At 68.9% G+C, this 16,922-nt stretch carries 14 protein-coding genes and 6 pseudogenes; 15 read left to right on the plus strand and 5 right to left on the minus strand.

The features are described from left to right. Positions 1-881: 881 nt before the first annotated feature. The 3 genes from ACWEN3_RS07755 (at position 882) to ACWEN3_RS07765 (ending at position 3,118) form a co-directional block, all read left to right on the plus strand. Positions 882-1,979 (plus strand): baeRF2 domain-containing protein, encoded by a 1,098-nt coding sequence (locus ACWEN3_RS07755; protein WP_452967014.1) that lies wholly within the window; start codon positions 882-884, stop codon positions 1,977-1,979. 130 nt (positions 1,980-2,109) lie between these two features. Further along, positions 2,110-2,484, plus strand: a complete 375-nt coding sequence (locus tag ACWEN3_RS07760; protein ID WP_452967017.1) for a hypothetical protein — start codon at positions 2,110-2,112, stop codon at positions 2,482-2,484. After that, the gene (locus ACWEN3_RS07765) at positions 2,474-3,118 is read left to right on the plus strand and encodes a protein-L-isoaspartate(D-aspartate) O-methyltransferase (RefSeq protein ID WP_452967019.1); all 645 of its coding nucleotides are present in this window, start codon (positions 2,474-2,476) and stop codon (positions 3,116-3,118) included. Before ACWEN3_RS07760 ends, ACWEN3_RS07765 begins: the two co-directional genes overlap by 11 nt. A 5-nt stretch (positions 3,119-3,123) precedes the next feature. Here the strand turns inward: ACWEN3_RS07765 and ACWEN3_RS07770 are convergent. Beyond that, positions 3,124-3,448: pseudogene (locus ACWEN3_RS07770) on the minus strand (YbhB/YbcL family Raf kinase inhibitor-like protein). A 109-nt stretch (positions 3,449-3,557) separates the two neighbouring features. Between ACWEN3_RS07770 and ACWEN3_RS07775 the strand changes: the two are divergent. The 5 genes and pseudogenes from ACWEN3_RS07775 (at position 3,558) to ACWEN3_RS07795 (ending at position 8,368) form a co-directional block, all read left to right on the plus strand. Continuing rightward, the gene (locus ACWEN3_RS07775) at positions 3,558-4,118 is read left to right on the plus strand and encodes a nucleoside-triphosphatase (protein ID WP_452967022.1); all 561 of its coding nucleotides are present in this window, start codon (positions 3,558-3,560) and stop codon (positions 4,116-4,118) included. A gap of 197 nt (positions 4,119-4,315) precedes the next feature. After that, positions 4,316-4,474 (plus strand): annotated as a pseudogene (locus tag ACWEN3_RS07780) (transposase); the annotation flags it as partial. Positions 4,475-4,758: 284 nt separating this feature from the next. Beyond that, the gene (locus ACWEN3_RS07785; RefSeq protein WP_452967024.1) at positions 4,759-5,628 is read left to right on the plus strand and encodes a HalD/BesD family halogenase; all 870 of its coding nucleotides are present in this window, start codon (positions 4,759-4,761) and stop codon (positions 5,626-5,628) included. A gap of 68 nt (positions 5,629-5,696) precedes the next feature. Continuing rightward, positions 5,697-6,542, plus strand: coding sequence for a class I SAM-dependent methyltransferase (locus tag ACWEN3_RS07790; RefSeq protein ID WP_452967026.1), 846 nt, complete (start codon positions 5,697-5,699; stop codon positions 6,540-6,542). After that, positions 6,542-8,368 carry a choline/carnitine O-acyltransferase gene (locus ACWEN3_RS07795; protein ID WP_452967029.1) on the plus strand — a complete coding sequence of 609 codons (1,827 nt, stop codon included), beginning with the start codon at positions 6,542-6,544 and terminating at the stop codon, positions 8,366-8,368. The genes ACWEN3_RS07790 and ACWEN3_RS07795 overlap by 1 nt, the downstream gene beginning before the upstream one ends. Before the next feature lie 390 nt (positions 8,369-8,758). Here ACWEN3_RS07795 and ACWEN3_RS07800 read toward each other — a convergent pair whose 3' ends face one another. Further along, positions 8,759-9,241, minus strand: a complete 483-nt coding sequence (locus tag ACWEN3_RS07800; RefSeq protein ID WP_452967030.1) for a hypothetical protein — start codon at positions 9,239-9,241, stop codon at positions 8,759-8,761. Here ACWEN3_RS07800 and ACWEN3_RS07805 point away from each other — a divergent pair. After that, positions 9,218-9,472, plus strand: a pseudogene (locus tag ACWEN3_RS07805) (aminoglycoside phosphotransferase family protein); the annotation flags it as partial. The gene ACWEN3_RS07800 and the pseudogene ACWEN3_RS07805 overlap by 24 nt on opposite strands. A gap of 88 nt (positions 9,473-9,560) precedes the next feature. After that, positions 9,561-10,397, plus strand: coding sequence for a trypsin-like serine peptidase (locus ACWEN3_RS07810; RefSeq protein ID WP_452967032.1), 837 nt, complete (start codon positions 9,561-9,563; stop codon positions 10,395-10,397). Positions 10,398-10,733: 336 nt separating this feature from the next. Here ACWEN3_RS07810 and ACWEN3_RS07815 read toward each other — a convergent pair whose 3' ends face one another. Both ACWEN3_RS07815 and ACWEN3_RS07820 read right to left on the minus strand, forming a co-directional pair. Further along, positions 10,734-11,567: a class II glutamine amidotransferase gene (locus tag ACWEN3_RS07815; protein WP_452967034.1), complete on the minus strand. Its 834-nt coding sequence runs from the start codon at positions 11,565-11,567 to the stop codon at positions 10,734-10,736. Between the two features lie 179 nt (positions 11,568-11,746). Continuing rightward, positions 11,747-12,400 (minus strand): HdeD family acid-resistance protein, encoded by a 654-nt coding sequence (locus tag ACWEN3_RS07820; protein WP_452967037.1) that lies wholly within the window; start codon positions 12,398-12,400, stop codon positions 11,747-11,749. A gap of 205 nt (positions 12,401-12,605) precedes the next feature. Here ACWEN3_RS07820 and ACWEN3_RS07825 point away from each other — a divergent pair. The 5 genes and pseudogenes from ACWEN3_RS07825 to ACWEN3_RS07845 form a co-directional block, all read left to right on the plus strand. Beyond that, a pseudogene (locus ACWEN3_RS07825) lies at positions 12,606-12,786 on the plus strand (M28 family peptidase); the annotation flags it as partial. Between the two features lie 63 nt (positions 12,787-12,849). Continuing rightward, positions 12,850-13,167 (plus strand): annotated as a pseudogene (locus tag ACWEN3_RS07830) (M28 family peptidase); the annotation flags it as partial. A 94-nt stretch (positions 13,168-13,261) separates the two neighbouring features. After that, positions 13,262-13,825: a helix-turn-helix domain-containing protein gene (locus tag ACWEN3_RS07835; RefSeq protein WP_452967039.1), complete on the plus strand. Its 564-nt coding sequence runs from the start codon at positions 13,262-13,264 to the stop codon at positions 13,823-13,825. 45 nt (positions 13,826-13,870) lie between these two features. Continuing rightward, positions 13,871-15,295 (plus strand): alpha/beta hydrolase family protein, encoded by a 1,425-nt coding sequence (locus ACWEN3_RS07840; RefSeq protein WP_452967042.1) that lies wholly within the window; start codon positions 13,871-13,873, stop codon positions 15,293-15,295. Between the two features lie 261 nt (positions 15,296-15,556). Then, positions 15,557-15,709 (plus strand): annotated as a pseudogene (locus ACWEN3_RS07845) (IS630 family transposase); the annotation flags it as partial. Positions 15,710-16,167: 458 nt separating this feature from the next. Here ACWEN3_RS07845 and ACWEN3_RS07850 read toward each other — a convergent pair. Next, positions 16,168-16,824: a TetR/AcrR family transcriptional regulator gene (locus ACWEN3_RS07850; RefSeq protein WP_452967044.1), complete on the minus strand. Its 657-nt coding sequence runs from the start codon at positions 16,822-16,824 to the stop codon at positions 16,168-16,170. Between the last annotated feature and the right edge of the window lie 98 nt (positions 16,825-16,922).

Here is a 16,922-nt window from a genome sequence, read left to right on the forward strand (position 1 = left end):
GCTGGCAGCCGCATGAAAGCCACACCCAGCTCCCCTGGGTGCCACAACCCTACGAATGGCTGGGGCGGACCCAGGAAGAAGGTAGAGCCGCATGAGAAACGTGTACGCACGGATCATCCAGCCCACCCCCTCGGCCCTTGTCGTCAACGTAGTGCAGGCCACTGACAACGCAGCGAACTCCGGCGCTGCGCGCCTTTGGGACGAGGATGCGTTTCCCTCCCCGGCTGAAGCCGGGGATACCCACGCAAGATCAACGGATGGGGCTGGGTGTGCTGATGGCGGTCACCGCCTGCTCGGGAAAGGACAGGACCGACGAGAAGCCGGCGCCCTCCCACCGGGCCGAGGGCATCCATCACTGGACGGCCACTTCGTTAAGGCAACCTCGACCCTACCGATAGGCCTGCCGGAGCTCCGATGGGTGGTCCATGGCAACGATGAGAGGCTGCGGTCCCGGGGCCCTCTCACCCGAGGTCTTGCAGGAGCCGACGGCTGCGGGATCACCCCGCTGTGCTCTCGGTCCAGCGCGCGATGGTCGGCCTGTGCTGGATCGGCAGCTCACGAGCGCCCCCTCAGTCCCTGTCGAATACGGCCCAGAAACCGGTGTTCACGTGGGGCAAGGCGGCCCCGCCACGATCTGGTGCTCCCGCGCGGACTGCACCTTCATCCGGCTACCGGGCCCGGCTGCTCAGCGGCCTGCCGCCCCGGCCCGCGGCTTGACGGTGCTGGACGGCCTGGTCGCCGCCGCCATGCTCACGATGAACCCGCTACTGTCGGCCGGCGCCTGACCGCCCCGCGTTCCGCACCGCTTTGCGCTCGTCGAGCTCCATCGCACCAGGGGCGCGCATCATCAAAGGAGGGGAGACCATCGACGAGGAGTGGCGATGAGGTTGTCGTTCCTTGAAGCCCTCTACGCGGAGCCGGGCCCGTTCGCCTCCGTGTACCTGAACACCTCCCGAAACGTCGAGCATCCCGACCGGGCGATCGCGCTGCGCTGGCTGCGGCTGCGCGAGAGTCTGTCCCGTCAGGGCTCGGACCGGGCGCTGCTGAACGTACTGGAGGAGGTGGTCGGCGCCGACACCGAGGTGCCGGGGGTGCACGGTCAGGCCATCTTCGCCGCCCACGGCACGCTCGTCCTGGACGGGGAGCTGCCCAGGCCGCCCGAGCACGACTCCGCGCGCTACAGCACCCTGCCCGACGCGATGCCCCTGGTCACCCAGCACCTTCCGGAGATCCCCTACATGGCCGTAGTCGTTCACTACGGCGGCCTGCCGACCGCCGAGACCCACGGCTGGGTAACTCTGGAGGCGGAGACCGGCACCTGGCCCGCGTCGACTGTGACCCCGGGTGAGCGGCTGCACCGCAGAGTTGCGGTGGCGACCTGGCACCGCACCTCCCTCCAGCTCGGTCACCGGTTGGACGAACGGGCGCGGCGCGCCCATGCCGACGCCGTCGTCGTGGGCGGGGACGAATGGGCATGCAACGTACTGATCCGCCGCCTGCCGCACACCCTGCGGGACAAGGTTGTACGCGTGGGCGGCCGGACCCCCACCGACACAGGACGCGCCCTGTTGGAGCCCCAGCTCGACGGCGTCTTCCGCAGCCGCATGGCCGCGCACGACCGGGAACTCGTGGACATCTTCATCGGCCGGCGCGCCCTGGACGGACCTGTGACGGAGGGGCTGGCCGCCACCGTCGCCGCCCTCCAGCGCGGCCAGGTCGCGGCACTGCTGCTGAACCGACCGCCAGGGACTTCGCTGCGGCTCTGGGCGGGCTCCCAGCCCACGCAGCTCGCCCTGACCGAGGCGGAGCTGATGTCCTTCGGTGTGCGGGCCCCGCGCGAGGAACGCGCCGACGAGGCCCTCGTCCGGGCCCTCGTCGGCACCGGTGCCGAGCTGGTCGTCGTACCGGAGAGCGAGCTGTGGCTGTACGAGGGCGTGGGCGCCCTGCTGCGGTACGCCGACCCGGGGAGCCCGTCCTGACGCCGGCGCGTCGCGCCTCCCGGATCATGGGTCGCCCCTTGCGCCCGACCGCCCCGGATCGCGCCCCGCGCGGGATATGCCGACACTGGGCTGGAGCTGCAGCGCGGCGGACGAGCGGCGGATGGGGCACATGGGCAGGAGCAGGAGCGGTGCGGAGGAGACGGACGTTTCGATCACCCCGCCCAAGACCTGGGAGGCAGGCGTGCCGGCGGTGGCCGACCCGCTGCGGTTCTCCCTGGAGCAGACGACGGTCCGCCGCACGGCGCTGACGCCGCTCAACCTCAACCTCAACCAGGCCAAGGGCTTCGGCCGCCCGGGCTGCGTCCGGTCGGAACCGGACCCCGCTCACCGGCACCCCAACGAGAACTGCGAGAACGACGCCAAGCACGTGGGCAACGGGGCGACGTCAAACGACGAGCACGATCACGCCGCACGGCTTCTGGAACGCACGACAACGAGGGCCGCCGACGCCACCGTCACGGCCCCGCGGTCCCATGGCCCATGAACGGGCCGCCCAGGACCTGGTCCGCGCGGCCCACGCCGTGGGCGTGACCGACGCCCGTCTCCTGGAGGCTGTACGGAGCGTGCCCCGGGCGGAATTCGTCCCCGCGGACGAGGTGGCATCCGCGTACCGGGACACGCCCGTTCCGCTCCCCCACGGGCAGGTGACCACCCAGCCCTCGCTGATCGCCATGATGGTCTCCGCTCTCGGCCTCACCGGAGACGAGCGGGTCCTGGAGGTCGGGACCGGATACGGCTGGCAGACCGCGCTGCTGGCCCGCTTGGCCGCGTACGTCGTCAGCGTCGAGCGCTGGCCCGACCTCGTCGAGGAGGCCCGCCTGCGGCTGGCCCGGCAGGGCGTCGGCAATGCCGAGGTCGTACTCGGCGACGGGACCCTCGGGATGCCGACCCGTGCCCCGTACGACGCCATCATCGTCTGTGCGGCCTTTCCGCGAGTGCCTGAGCCGCTCGTGGATCAGCTCCGCACCGGTGGCCGGCTCGTCCAGCCGATCGGGCAGGGCGGGCAGGAGCGCGTCGAGCTGTACGAGCGGCGGGCCCACAACCTGGTGCACCGCAGGACGGTCTCCGCGGCCCGGTTCGTCCGGCTGTACGGCGCTCATGGCTACGACCAGCGGTGACGCGCTCAGCGCTGATAGGTCCCGACCAGGGTGCCGGAGGCCAGCTCCCTGTCCGTCAGGGCACGGTGCACGTCCTCGACGCCCGGGTGGTCGTGCAGTGGCAGCGGCTCGGACAGGGCGTACAGGCGGAAGAAGTAGCGGTGCGGCCCGTGCCCCGGTGGAGGCATCGGCCCTCCCCAGCCCACGCGGCCGAAGCCGAGCACGAGCTCCGTGGCCTCGTGGGGCACCCCCGACCAGGTCAGAGGCGGTGAGATGTTCTCACCCTCCCCGCGGACGGGGGATCATCGTTTTCTCGTTGAACGCGGTGCTGCTGAGTTCAATTCCGCTCATGCGCGCCGCCATACCCGCAACGGCGGCACCGGCATCGGTCCGCGCCCGAAACCCCCGCTCGGCCGAGCCCACCCGGGCCGCCTCCGGAAGCGGGGGTGAAGATGGCAGTGTGCCGACAAGGATCCTGCTCGAGGGCCGCCCTGGCGCGGGCAAGACGACCGCCCTGCGTCGGCTGGCCGCGCTGCTGCCCACCCGCGCGGCCACCGGCTTCACCACGGAGGAGATCCGGCACTCCGGCGCCCGCGTCGGTTTCGCCCTGGAGACCTTGGCAGGACGACGGGAAGTGCTCGCCCATGTCGACCTGCCCGGTCCGCCACGGGTAGGGAAATACGGCGTCGACCCGGGCGTCATGGAACGACTGGCGCTGCCGTCGCTTCGGCCGGCGGCAATCGAGGAGGCAACAGGGCGGCTGGTGCTCATCGACGAGCTGGGGCGGATGGAACTGGCGTGCGCGGCGTTCCGGTACGCGGTCGACGCGCTGTTCGTCGCAGAGGCCGACGTCGTCGCCACGGTCCACATGCACCGCGATCCGTTCACCGACGCCCTCAAGCGGCGCACCGACATCGAGGTCATCCAGATCACTCCGGCAAACCGGGACGTCCTGCCGGGAGAGCTCGCGGCCCGACTGCAGCATCCCCGGACGCGCGGAAGGCCTCCCCCTCATGGATGAGAGACCAACCTCCGAGCTGCTGAAAGCGGAGTCGGGACGACAGGATGTGTCGACCGCCCGTCCCGGGATCCCCCAGCAACCAGTCGAACTTGTGCTGGGTCAAGCCCGCCTCAACCAGCACCCGGTTGCACAGGCCGACTGCGTACGCCTCGTCACTGTCGTCTCTCGTTCCCATGGCGGCGCATCATGCCGGCCTCCTGATGCATGCCGCCCTGGAGCCGGAGATGGACGAGCACTTGGCCACGGAGGCCGGGGCGGTCACGGTCCGGGTCCCCCGGGACCGGCTGGGTACGTTCCGGCTCCGGCTGCCGCCCTCGTACGTCCGCCGCACGGGCGCGCTGGACCACATGGTGATCTGACTGACCGCGAAGGGCCTGACCGGCCACTGCGGCTCCTGCGTGACGGTCGGCCCGTGCCGAACCCGCGAAGGCATGCTGGAACGCACAGTCGGGCAGTGTGACGCGTCACATACAGACAACACTGCACCACTGTGGGAACTTCAAGTGCCGTTCCTGCTAGACGAGTTATTGAGAAGCCGAGAGTGAAGGGCCGGCCGACCGCACGGATCGCGTCGCTCGTCCCCTGTGTGCGTAAGAGGCGGAACCGGCGAGAGGGGCGGCCCGCCTGTGGAGAGGATCGAATGCGCTCTTTCGAAGCCCTGACGCTTGATCAGGTGGTCGACACGGCTCGCTATCCCCTGTCGGAACTCGCGAGCGCCCGGGGACAGGCCGTGGTTTCCCGTGCCCGGCGCGACCTGTTGATCCTCGGCTGCACCGTGCTGCCGGACTTCATTCGCCCGTCGCTGCGCGATGTGCTGCGTCAGGAGTGCTCGGCCATCGCCCCCCGGGCGCACCATGACGCCGAGACGGTGAACGTCTACAACATCGCAGTGGACTCGGCACTGCCCGAGGACCATCCGGGCCGGAAGGTCTTCGAGCGGGGTAACGCGTTCGTCGCGCGGGACCGTATCCCCGCAGACTCCCTCATCAGCCGACTCTACTCCAACGTGGTGTTCCGGCACTTCATCGCCAGCTGCTTCGAACTGCCGGAGCTGCACGAGCTGGCGGACCCGCTCTCCGGGCTGGTTCTCAACGTCATCGCGCCGGGCATGGAGCACCCCTGGCACTTCGACACCAACGAGTTCACCGTGAGCATGCTCACCCAGCAAGCGCAGGCCGGCGGCGTCTTCGAGTACTGCCCGAACATTCGGACAGCGCAGGACGAGAATTTCGACGACGTCCGGGACGTCGTGGACGGCCGGGGCCAACGGTTGACCCGGAGCCTCCTCTTGCAACCTGGTGACCTGCAGTTGTTCAAAGGCCGCTACTCGCTGCACCGAGTGAGCCCGGTGCGCGGCGAGGTCGCGCGCCACTCCGCGATATTCGCCTACAGCGAGCGCCCCGGCGTCATCGGGAGCTTGGAACGGACCCGGCAGCTCTTCGGCCGGGTGCTGCCCGAGCACTTGGCGGCGGAGGGCCTGGCGGTCCGCGGCGACCGGCTCCTCGACTAGCGGGCGGCGAGAACGCGTAGTCGCCGTAGGCCGTTTCCCCTGCGCGATCCCACGGAGGAGTAAGCCCTGTGCGTTTCGACGTGACCGGAAAAGTCTCACTCGACCACATCTACGAACAGCCTGATCCGCGAACCTATTTCAGGGTGCTGCGCCCGCTCGTCTACTGCGTTCCGCAGCAGGCCAAGCCCTACTTCGCCAAGTTCATCACGGAGTACCGGGAGTCCCGGCACGTCGCGGTACCGAAGGTGCTGGACATCGGCTGCTCGTACGGAATCAACGCCGCCCTGCTGAAGTACGACGCGACCATGGACGAGCTGTACCTGCGCTACGGCGACGAGGAGCGTGCAGGTGAGAGCCGCGAGGCTTTGCTGGCCCGCGACCGGGAGCTGGCTCGGGCGCGCCAACCCTCGCAAGCGATCCGCTTCGTCGGCCTCGACACCTCCGGCAGCGCGCTGTCCTACGGACTTGAGGCCGGGTTCCTCGACGACGCGGTGCACGCCGACCTGGAGGAGCACGAGCCCACACCGCGACAGCGCGCCCAGCTCTCGGGTACGGACCTGGTGATCTCGACGGGCTGCATCGGCTACGTCACCGAGCGGACGCTCACGCGAGTCGTCCGGGCACAGGGCACCCGCCGGCCCTGGATGGCGCACTTCGTGCTGCGGATGTTCCCGTTCGACTCCTTCGAGCGCGCATTGGCGAGTCTGGGCTACCGGACCACACGCGTGGACGAGGTGTTCAGACAGCGGCGGTTCGCCTCCCCGCAGGAGCAGGCGCTCGTGCTCGACAACATGTCGGCCGCAGGGGTGGATGCACAGGGCCTGGAGGCGGAAGGCTGGCTGTACGCACAGCTCTACCTTTCCCGGCCGTACGACATCGCAGGTCCCAACGATCCGAAGCGAGAACGGTGTTGATGATCAGTCAGGATGCTTCAGGCAATGCGACCTTCGCCCAGGAGGACAGCCTCCCTCGCGTGCCGCTGCCTACGCTGGAGGCGAGCTGCGAGAGGTTTCTCGCCTGGTGTACGCCGCTGCTGACGGCCGACGAACGGTCGGTGACCGAGGCGGAGGTTGCCGCTTTTCTCCGCCCCGACGGCCCTGGCCGGGTACTGCATGCTGCGCTGGAGGAATACGACGCCATGGAGGGCGTGCACAGCTGGCTCGACACCTTCTGGCCCTACCGATACCTGGGCCGCCGGGACCGGATCGCGCTCAACGCCAACTTCTTCTTCCTGTTCCAGGACTCCGACCAGGCGCAGGTGGAGCGGGCGGCCGGGCTCGTCGCCGGGGCCCTCAACTACAAGCGGCAGCTCGATCAGGGACTGATTCCACCGGTGGTGCAGCGCGGAGCGCCACAGTCGATGGTGCAGAACAAGTTTCTGTTCTCCACCACACGTATCCCCGGCGCGCAGCAGGACACCGTCCGCGCCCCCTACACCGAGCAGTGGCCCGGCCCGTCCGAGGCTCGGCACATCGTGGTGTTCTTCCGGGGTGGCATGTTCCGGCTGGACGTGCTGGGTCCGGACGGGGTCCCGCACAGCCTGGATGACATCGAGGCTGGACTGCGCGCCGTGATGAAGGCCGGCGCCGACCCTGCAGGCGCGGACACCTCGGTGGGCCACCTCACCACCATGGCTCGCGCGCAGTGGGCGGCCGCCCGGGAGTCCCTTGTCGCCTGCCACCCCCGCAACGCCGACGCCCTTGACGATGTCGAGACCGCGCTGTTCTGCGTCGCTCTGGAGGACTTCGCCCCCACGGACGTCCAGGACGCCTGTGACCAGCTGCTGTACGGCGGCCGCGGCAACCGCTGGTTCGACAAGGCCGTGTCCCTCGTCGTCTTCGCCGATGGACGGGCGGGCATCAACGTCGAGCACTGCGAGTTGGACGGGACCACGATCCTCAACTTCACCGACGCCCTGCTCAATACCCCGGCCGAGGAGCAGTCCCGGCAGTCCGGAGCCCTCTCCCAGGGGCTGCCGGCGCTGAAGCCGATCGTGTTCGAACTGGACGACGCGCTGCGGGCTCAGGTGCGCTCCGCCGCCGACGCGTTCGCGGCGTACGGGGAGAACACCGCGTCCAGCACGTTGTCGTTCGCGGATTTCGGCAGCAGCGCGGCCAAGGCGTTGGGGGTCTCGCCGGACGCGTTCGTCCAGGCCGCTTACCAGCTCGCCCACCAGCGCGCCAAGGGGCACCTGGGCGCCACGTACGAGTCGATCGCCACCCGGCAGTACCGGCACGGGCGGACCGAGGCGATGCGCGTCGTCACCACCGAGATGGTGGCTTTCGTTGCGGCGATGGAGGACTCAGCAGCGGACGCGGACGCCCGGCGCGCCGCGTTCCGGGCAGCCACCGAGGCCCATGTGGCGCGCGCGAAGGCGTGCCAGGCCGGGCAGGTGCCGGAGCAGCACCTGTGGGAGCTGGAGCTGATCCAGCGCCGGCGCGGGGCCGAGCTCGGGGTGACCGAGCAGCCTGCGCTGTACCGGACGCCGGGCTGGTTGACCATGCGGGACGACTACCTGAGCACGAGCTCCGCGCCGTCCGTCAATATCCAGTACTTCGGCTTCGGGTCGACCAGCAGCCAGTGCATCGGTGTCGCCTATGTGCTACTTCCCGAGCGGTTCAACCTCTACCTGAGCACGCCGATGGCGGTCGCTGCGCAGATGCGGACGTTCGCCGACCGGCTCCGGGAGGCGATGGACGAACTCCGGGAGCTGCTGGCCTCCGAGCGGCCCGGGGACTGAACGGAGTCCGCCGCCGGACCGGAACTCCCGGTCGGGGACCGCGTCCGGCGGCACGGACGCCCTCCAGTGGCCGAGCTGGTCCTGAGCTGAGGAAGCCCCGGTCAGCGTCGCAGCCATCGCACGCCGTGCGGACGTTTCCCGCACCTTCCTCTACGGCAATGACGACTTCAGAGCCGCAGTCGCCACTGCCATGGCCGAGGCCGGAGAACGCCGCCCCAGTTGCTCGTCCACCAGGACGACAGGTCCGGATCCGATGGGAGGTCCGGGTCGACGAGGCGCGCGATCTCTCTGAAGGCGCTGTCACCGGACGTCCTGCGCTGCCGAAGAGGCGCTCGAACTCCGAAGCGCTGGTGGTCTGGTGGTCGGCCGTACGGCTGTCGGGCGGTGTGCTCACGCCCCGCTCCCCGGGTTGACGGTGACGGCGATCCGGCGCAGGATCTGGTCGGCCTGGTCGTCGACGGCACGCGGATCGTGGCCGGTGACGATGACATGGCCGAGGCGGCCGCGGTTGGACGTCGCCGGACCCACGCCCGTACCCTCGGCCGCCCGCACGCGTACGGCGGGGATGGTGGTGGTCACCTCGGGCAGGCCCGTGACAGCGACCAGTCGGCCTGTGTGGGGCGTGGTCAGGAACCGGACGGTGGCGTACCCGTTGCGCGCTGGGGTGAGGGTGGCCGGGTGGCCGAGGGCGATGTCCCACAGGATGCGCCAGGGGTCGATGCCGAGCGCGTGCTGGATCAGGTCGCCGATGTGTCCGGCGCCGAGTCGGGCGCAGATCTCCAGGACGGTGCACTGGCCGTCGGGGCCGAGAACCAGTTCGGTGTGGGTGGCGCCGTTGCGGACGCCGACCCGGCCGACCTTGACGTGGCCCATTGCTCGACGGCCCTGGCTCTGCTGCACGGGGTTGCCGCGGGCATGCACTTCGCCGACCGCTACGTTGCGGCGGGAGGGACGCTGGCCGAAGATCGCGCCGCCCATCTCTACTGGAGCCTGCTGGACGCCTTGGCCTTTGCTCCGGACGCGGAAAGGGTCGCCGTCCCGTGGCGCGAGGTGGGCCGTGCCGATCTGACTCCCACCCTGCTGACCCGGCGGCCGGAGGGCTAACTCCAGGCCCTTTTCGCGCGCTACGCCTGAAGCGGGATCGGCTCCCGTCGATAATGACCTTGTGCGCTCGCTAGTCAGGAAGTCCATCTTGCCTCTGATACTGGTCATCGCCGGGGCCGCGGTGGGCGACGCCGCGGGGGAAACCCATGCGGTCAGAAGCAGCGGGCGCAGCGGTTTCGGCAAGTCCGGCGAGCCGGGCCAGTCCCCGCGTGACCAGGACCAGGGCCTCCCCGCGACGGCCCCGGCCAAGGACGGCAACGCGTACACCCCCCGCAGGACCGAGGAGAACGCCCGGATCGGTGCGGTCTTCGACAAGGACGACCGGGGCGCCCACTTCTGCACGGCGAGCGTGGTGCAGAGTCCGGGTCAGAACATGCTGATCACCGCGGCCCACTGCGCCTTCGACGCCGACTCCGGACAGCCACTGAACGACCTGGTCTTCGCCCCGGGCTACCGCAACGGCGACGAACCCACCGGCCTGTGGAAGGTCAACAAGGTGGTCGTCGACGACCGCTGGGCCAAGTCGCAGGACGAGGACCTCGACGTCGCCTTCCTCGTCCTCGACCAGAAGGACGGCAAGGACATCCAGGACCTCCTGGGCGGCAACGCCCTCGGCATAAACCGCGGCTTCGACAACAAGGTCAAGATCACCGGCTATCCCACCCGCCGTGACACCCCCGTCTCATGCCAGAACCGCACCACGAAGTTCAGCGACACCCAACTGCGCATCCAGTGCACCGACCTCGAGGACGGGACCAGCGGCAGCCCCTGGCTCGCCGACTACGACCCCAAGAGCCACACCGGCACGGTCATCGGCGTCCTGGGTGGCCACGAGGGCGGCGGCGACCAGGACGATGTCTCTTACGCCGCGTACTTCGACGACGACATCGCCAAGCTCTACCGGCGAGCCCAGGACGAGGACTGAGGCCAGCTCATCCGCACCCCGCACCCCGCTCACGGCGAAGGGCCGTAACCGCGAAGCATCCCGGGAGGGGCCAGGCCGTGTATCGGAAATGAAACGAGCTCACCAACTCCGCTCATGCCTTGACACGGCTGATCAGCCGCGCTGTCCCGGCCGCTCCCCCGCCGTCGGCGGCTCACCGGACTCCGTGCGCTTGAGGTCGCGGGTGATGTCGTGCTGCTGGTCGCCGTGGTGACCTCGTGCTCGTTGCGGGTGGTGTCGTGGCGGACGATCTCCTGTAGGTCGAGCCGTGACAACGAGGCTCTCCATCTGCAATCTGGGCGGTATGACGCGAAGCCCCTAGGCAGACTGGGGTTCGAAGGGCCGCAGGATGTCCGAACCTGGCCGAACAACGCCGTAGCTGCTCTCCGGAAGCTCGTTCCAGGCGCCGGCGAGGCCGCCGAGGGGCTCTGACACGATCAGGCGACTCTCCTCCGACAGCCCTTGCAGGAACTCGATGTCCGGGTGGAGCACCCGCAGGGCATCGAGACGGGTGCTGTAGAAGAGGGTCATCGAGGCGCCTTCGCTGGAGTAGCGGAAAGCCCAGGTCCGTTCGCCGTCGGAGACCGCGACCGTCATCTGAAGTGGGTACACGACGCCATGCGCGTGGCCGGTTCGCTCGACGAGCCCTGCCATGCGTGCCACCGCGCCCGGCGGATCGTGGTCGAGGCCGAACGTGAGCGCCAGGAAGAACATCACCTCGGAATCCGTCGATCCCTCGATGCGGGAAAAGAGCCCTGGTTCGACGGCCAGGCAAAGGTCTCTCCTGAGCTTGTCGAACTCGTTGATCTCGCCGTTGTGCATCCACATCCAACGGCCATGGCGGAAGGGATGGCAGTTGGTCTGCTGCACCGCCGTGCCGGTCGAGGCCCGGATGTGGGCGAAGAACAGCGGTGACCGAACGTGCTGCGCTATCTCCCGCAGGTTGCGGTTGTTCCAAGCCGGGTCGGTGTCCCGCACGACCGCCGGGCTGTCGGCTTCCGGCGTGTACCAGCCGACGCCGAATCCGTCGCCGTTGGTCGTCTGCACGCCCATCCGTGAGTGCAGACTCTGGTCGATCAGTGAGTGGTCCGTTTGGTACAGGACGTCATCGAGCAGTACGGGTGTCCCCGCATAGGCAAGCCAACGGCACATGGACAACACACCTCTTCCACTGTCCGCCCGCGCAGCCTCCCGCATCCGGTGATCCCATCGGCGGCGCGAGATGGCTACGCGTGGTCCGCGCCGTGTGGGGTCGGCGCTGACCGGGGCTCTCCCCATCCGGGCGGGCAATCCCCGTCGCTCGCCGCAGTCGCCCGATCCGGCTGTGCGGGTCAGTGCTGGGGATGCGGGCGGGCATGGAACAGTGGCCGCCGCTGGGTGGCCGTGCCCGCAGCGAGACGGCCGATCTCGACTCGCGTCCCGATGGCACGGATCACCTCGGTCAGGCCCAGAACTATGGCCATCACTCCCACGACCAGGGTGAGTGTCGCGATCGAGGCGAACGGCATGATGATCATCACGACACCCGCCAGGGCCCCGATGATACCGAAGGCCACGTGCCAGCCGCGTCCCGGCATGGCCGGGGCGGAGGCCGCCGCAACCGTCTCCAAGGTGCCGCGCAGCAGCCAGCTGAAGCCGATCCACAGAGCGAGCAGCAGGATCGACTCCAGGGTGCCCCGGAAGCAGATCAGGCCCAGCAAGATGGATGCTGCTCCGGTGATGAAGTGCAGGACGCGAAGGTGCCGGGGGACGTGGGTGCCGAAGGCGGCGGCGAGTTGGAAGACACCGGTGACCAGGAGGTAGACGCCGAAGAGAATGCCGACGACGCGTAGTGTCGCGCCTGGCCAGACCAGGGCGATGACGCCCAGGGCGATGGTGGCAAGACCCATGGTGAGCAGGATCTGCCAGCCCATGTTCGCCAGGGCGGCCATGCCTTCGGCCAGGGGACCCTCTTGTGGCTCGGTGCTGTGCGGGGGAGATGTCATGACACCTGCCTCCTCCTGGGAGCAGCGTGGTCACGTCAGTACACGTCCATCGTCACCCGGTCAGCCCCATGTTGCTCGGCGGAGAGGGCGGGGGGTCATGGTGCAAGCGAGCCGGCTGACTTTGTGCACCGGCACAACAACCCTCCACGTGGGGAAAGGCCTCGGTGAGCGCGGGCTCATGTCTCGGGGAGAGCACCCGTATCCCCGTCCGGCCAGACACCTGCGCTTCGCCTGGTGGGACGCGGAGGAACTGAGGGTGATCGGATCGCAGCACTATGTCAACAGCCTGACTTCGGCAGAACGGTAACGGATCCTCGCCTACCTGAATTTCGACGTGGTCGGCTCGCCCAATCCCGGCTATTTCGTCTACAACGACGATCCCCGGCTCCAGACACTGTTCACGGCGTGGTTCACACAACGGCACATCCCCGCCGCGCCCTCTGACCTTCGACCGCTCCGACCATGCGCCGTTCAAGAACGCCGGCATCCCGGTCAGCGGACTGTTCACCGGCGCCGCCACCATCAAGACAAAGACCCAGGCCGGGAAGTGGGGTGGGACGGCAGGCCGCCCCTTGGACCCCTGCTATCACACCGCCTGCGACACCACGGCCAACGTCGACCCCACCTCGCTGCACCTCAACAGCGACGCCATCGCGTTCGCCCTCCGTGCCCTCGCGCGGCGACAAACGCGATCATCCCTACCCGCAACCGGTGAGACCGCACGAGCCAGGCAGCCACCTCGGGCGGCCGTCTCCAGCGCCTCCTGAAGCGAGGTGAGGTCGACGCCGGCTTGATACGGACGAGCGGCCGAGTTGCAAAGCCTACTTGCAAGTTCTCTTTGCAACTCGTATCGTCCCTGCCATGGTCGAACAACCGCCCGCCCAGGAGATCACCGACGTCGACGCGCTGCGTGCGTTCGCACACCCGATGCGGCAGAGGATCGAGCAATGCCTGCGTCGGGGGCCGGCCAACTCCGCGGCGCTGGCTCGCGAGTTGGGTGAGAGCACGGGGCTGGTCAGCTACCACCTGCGACAGTTGGCCAAGCACGGCTTCGTCGAGGAGGTCCCGGAACTGGCCAAGGGGCGGGAGCGGTGGTGGCGCACGGTGCCTGGGGACCGGCGGTTCCCGCCGTACAGCCGGCAGACGCCGCAGATGCGCGAGGCGCTGACCGAGATGCACCGGCTGAACCTCGCCGAACTCGTCGACTCCGTCCGCCGTTTCGCAGAGGCTCGCGACACGCTGGGGCCCTGGGCCGATGCGGCGCTGTTCTCACGCGCCACACTCCGTGTCGACCTCGACCAACTTCGTGCGTTCTTCGAGGAGTACATCGCGCTCCTCTACCGGTACTCGGTTCCGGACGACGAGGCCGTGCCACAAGCGCGCACCGTGCTCGTCCGGCTGCTCGGGATTCCTGAGACCGACTGACCGCGCGGCCCAACCGACAACCAAAATCGAAAGGTGACGCACCCCGTGGTGTACTCGGCTACGTCCGCATCATTGATACGTGCCCTTCTGGTCACCCTGTCCGGGACATTAACCGGCGTCCTGCTCCTGCTAGCCGCACCCGCGGCGCACGCGAGCGAGACCGGAGTGGTCCGCACGGAGGTCACCTTCCAAGGCGCAGGAGGGCTCGTTCTGCACGGCACCGTCCTCTCCAAGGACAAGGTTTCGGGCCAACAGCCCGGCATCGTGCTCATCGGCGGTTCGGGCCCCGGACCTCGGGAGGAGTACCGGCAGGAGGCCGAGGCCTTCGCGAGGGCCGGAATCACCACGCTCGTCTACGACAAGCGGACTGTCCACTACTCCGTGCTGCACCGCGACTTCGGCCTGCTCGCAGACGACGCGCTCGCCGGAGTACGGCTGTTGCGCACCAGGAGCGGAGTCGACCCACGTCAGGTCGGACTGTGGGGATTCAGTGAGGGCGGCTGGGTGGCGCCGTTGGCCGCGTCGCGCTCGGCCGACGTCGCGTTCATCGTCACCATCGGCGCATCCGGGTACGACCCCTTGCGTACGCAGGCCTGGAACCTCGCCACGCATCTGCGTCACCGCGGAGTGGAGGAAGCGTTTCGCCGCACCGTGAGCGGTCCCGCCGCGCAGTTCGCCGCAGCGACCGGCTTGTTCCCGGATGCCGGCTATGCTCCGGTGCCGGTACTGGAGCGACTCCGCCGGACTCCGGTCCTGGCCCTGTGGGGCGAGTACGACACACAGGTGCCGCCTCGGGAGAGCGCACAGATCTTCCGTGAGACTCTGGCCCGGGCAGGCAACCGGCACGTCGTCATCTCATTCGTCCCCGATGGTGCACACAACGGGCATCGCACCTCGAACGGGTTCGACCGGATCGGCGGCCCGCTGTTCCACGGGAAGCGGCTGGGAGAGTTGACCGCTGGCTATGTGCACACGATGACCTCCTGGGTGCGGGCTGTCGCCGCCGGTCACCCGCCGGCGTCGAGTGCCGCTCCCCCACCCCCACAGGCGCTCACCAGCGTCCCCGTGCGGGATCACGCCTGGTACGCCTGGCTCGTCCCGGCGCTCCTGCTCCTTGGCTTCGCCGCCTACCCGGTCAGTGCCCTCCTGCGCCGTGGCCCGGTCCTGCGCCCGGTGTGCTGGACGGCCGGTCTGGGCCTGGTCTCTGTCGTGGTGGCGGTGGTCTGCCCGCTGGCCGTCTTCGTGGCCGGGGACGGAGTGGCGGCCCCCGAGCTGGGGGGCCGCCCGGCGGCATGGCTCGCCGTGCAGGGGCTCGCCGCCGCCGTAGTGGCGTCCGCCTGTCTCTCGGCCACGGCACTCTGGCATCGGCCCCCGGCCCCAAGCAGTGCCGCGTGGCTCCGCCTGGCCCCAGTGGGCCTGGCGGCAGCGGGGTTCATGCCGTGGGCGGTGTGGTGGGGCGTTGCCGCGTGATGGCCGAGTGGCCTCACGGTCCAAAAGATGCCGCGCCGATGCACCCGAACCTAGATGGTCGACGTCACCGGCTCCGCGTCGCTGGGCCGCGGCGTGAAGTCCACGGACGGTTGTCACGGGCCCCACTGCGGCGATTCCCTCAGCATTTCACCGGTCTTCTGATGGAGTGCGAGGCCAATGCTGTGACCGCATAGGTTCGCCGGGTTGGTGGTCGTGGCGGTTGGACGTGCGATGACGTCCGATCCGACAGTTGGAGGCGCGGTGGCCGAGCCTGTCCGTGTGCGCAGACTGACGGACCAGGAAGGCCGGCGGCCGCAGCAGATCGTGCGCCGGGGCAGCACGAGTTCGGTGCGATACCGGCGTGAGAGCCGGTGTCTGGGGCCGCCTGCACGAGGCGGGCGAGGAGTCCGAGTTGGCCGCTGTCGTCGATCGCGACGCAGTGGTGGTGGGTCTTGCCTGCGTCCGATGCCGGCCCAGATCTCGGCCTTGTGCGCCTCCGTGCGGTGTCCTGCTGATTCCTCCCACAGACGACCTCGCTGTCAGATCCCCACTCAGCGAGCATTCGCAATTCCTGATTGGCATCCGAGTCGTGGGGGCCGGGCGGCCAATCGTTTCTAGCCACGAGCGGCAGATCAGTTAGAGCCACACCCCGCACCCCTGGCTGGATGAACAATATGAAAGCCCCACCACGTCCCGCAGAACGACGCAGGGCTCAGTTACTGGGCGGATCTGTGCTCAACGCCTCCGCCATCGTCGCGGGTGGTCAGTTGGCGGGCCAGTGAGCCTTTCCCAACCTGATCGCGACGCCCGATGCGGAGAAGTTCCTGGTGAAGGGTTGGTGTACCAGGGCAGCCGTGTGAGTCAGGATCCTCTCAACGCCGCCTGTTTGAGCCGAGATTGAGCAGCACCTTGCCAAGCTGCTCGGAAGTGAGGGCCGGCGTGGGCAGAGGGGGCGCGGTCGGGTTGGTGCGAAGGCCGTCGAGGAGCAGGGCGAGCGCGCGGAGCCAGGCATCCGGGGCGACCGTGGTGAGCGCCGGAACAGCCCTGCCCAGTGCTGCCAGGGTGAAGAGCAGGTCCTCGGTGGTGAGGTCCGGGCGGATGGTGCCCTGCTCCTGACCGCGCCGGAGCAGTTCGTCGATGGTTTCGCGGTTGTGCGCGTGGATCGCCTTCAGGGAAGTGACGCCTTCCAGGTTCGTGGTCATGAGGTCGTTGGTGCCGCGGTCTGCGGCCAGGCCCGCGAACACTGTTCGTAGGTACTGCGTCAGTCCCGTCCATGCGTCCTCGGCGGTTCGTGCCCGCTCGCCCGCTGCTGTGGTCTCCGACAGCGCATCCCGGAAGACCTCGTCGACGAGCGCGGCACGGGTCGGGAAGTGGCGGTAGAGGGTGGCGTTGCCCACGCCCGCCCGCCGGGCGATTACATCGAGCGGGGCGTCCAGGCCCTGTTCGGCGAAGACTTCGCGGGCTTTGTCCGTCAGCAGCTTCCGGTTGCGTAGCGCATCACGGCGCCCTACCGGCGAACGGTCGCCCATCACGTCTCCCTCTTCTCGCCTCGTACCGGGGAGTGTTCCCCGATACGGATGCTATCGTCGGCCGAGTAAACGGGGACCATCCCCCGATTTACTCCCGC

The organism is Streptomyces sp. NPDC004561 (assembly GCF_053602155.1).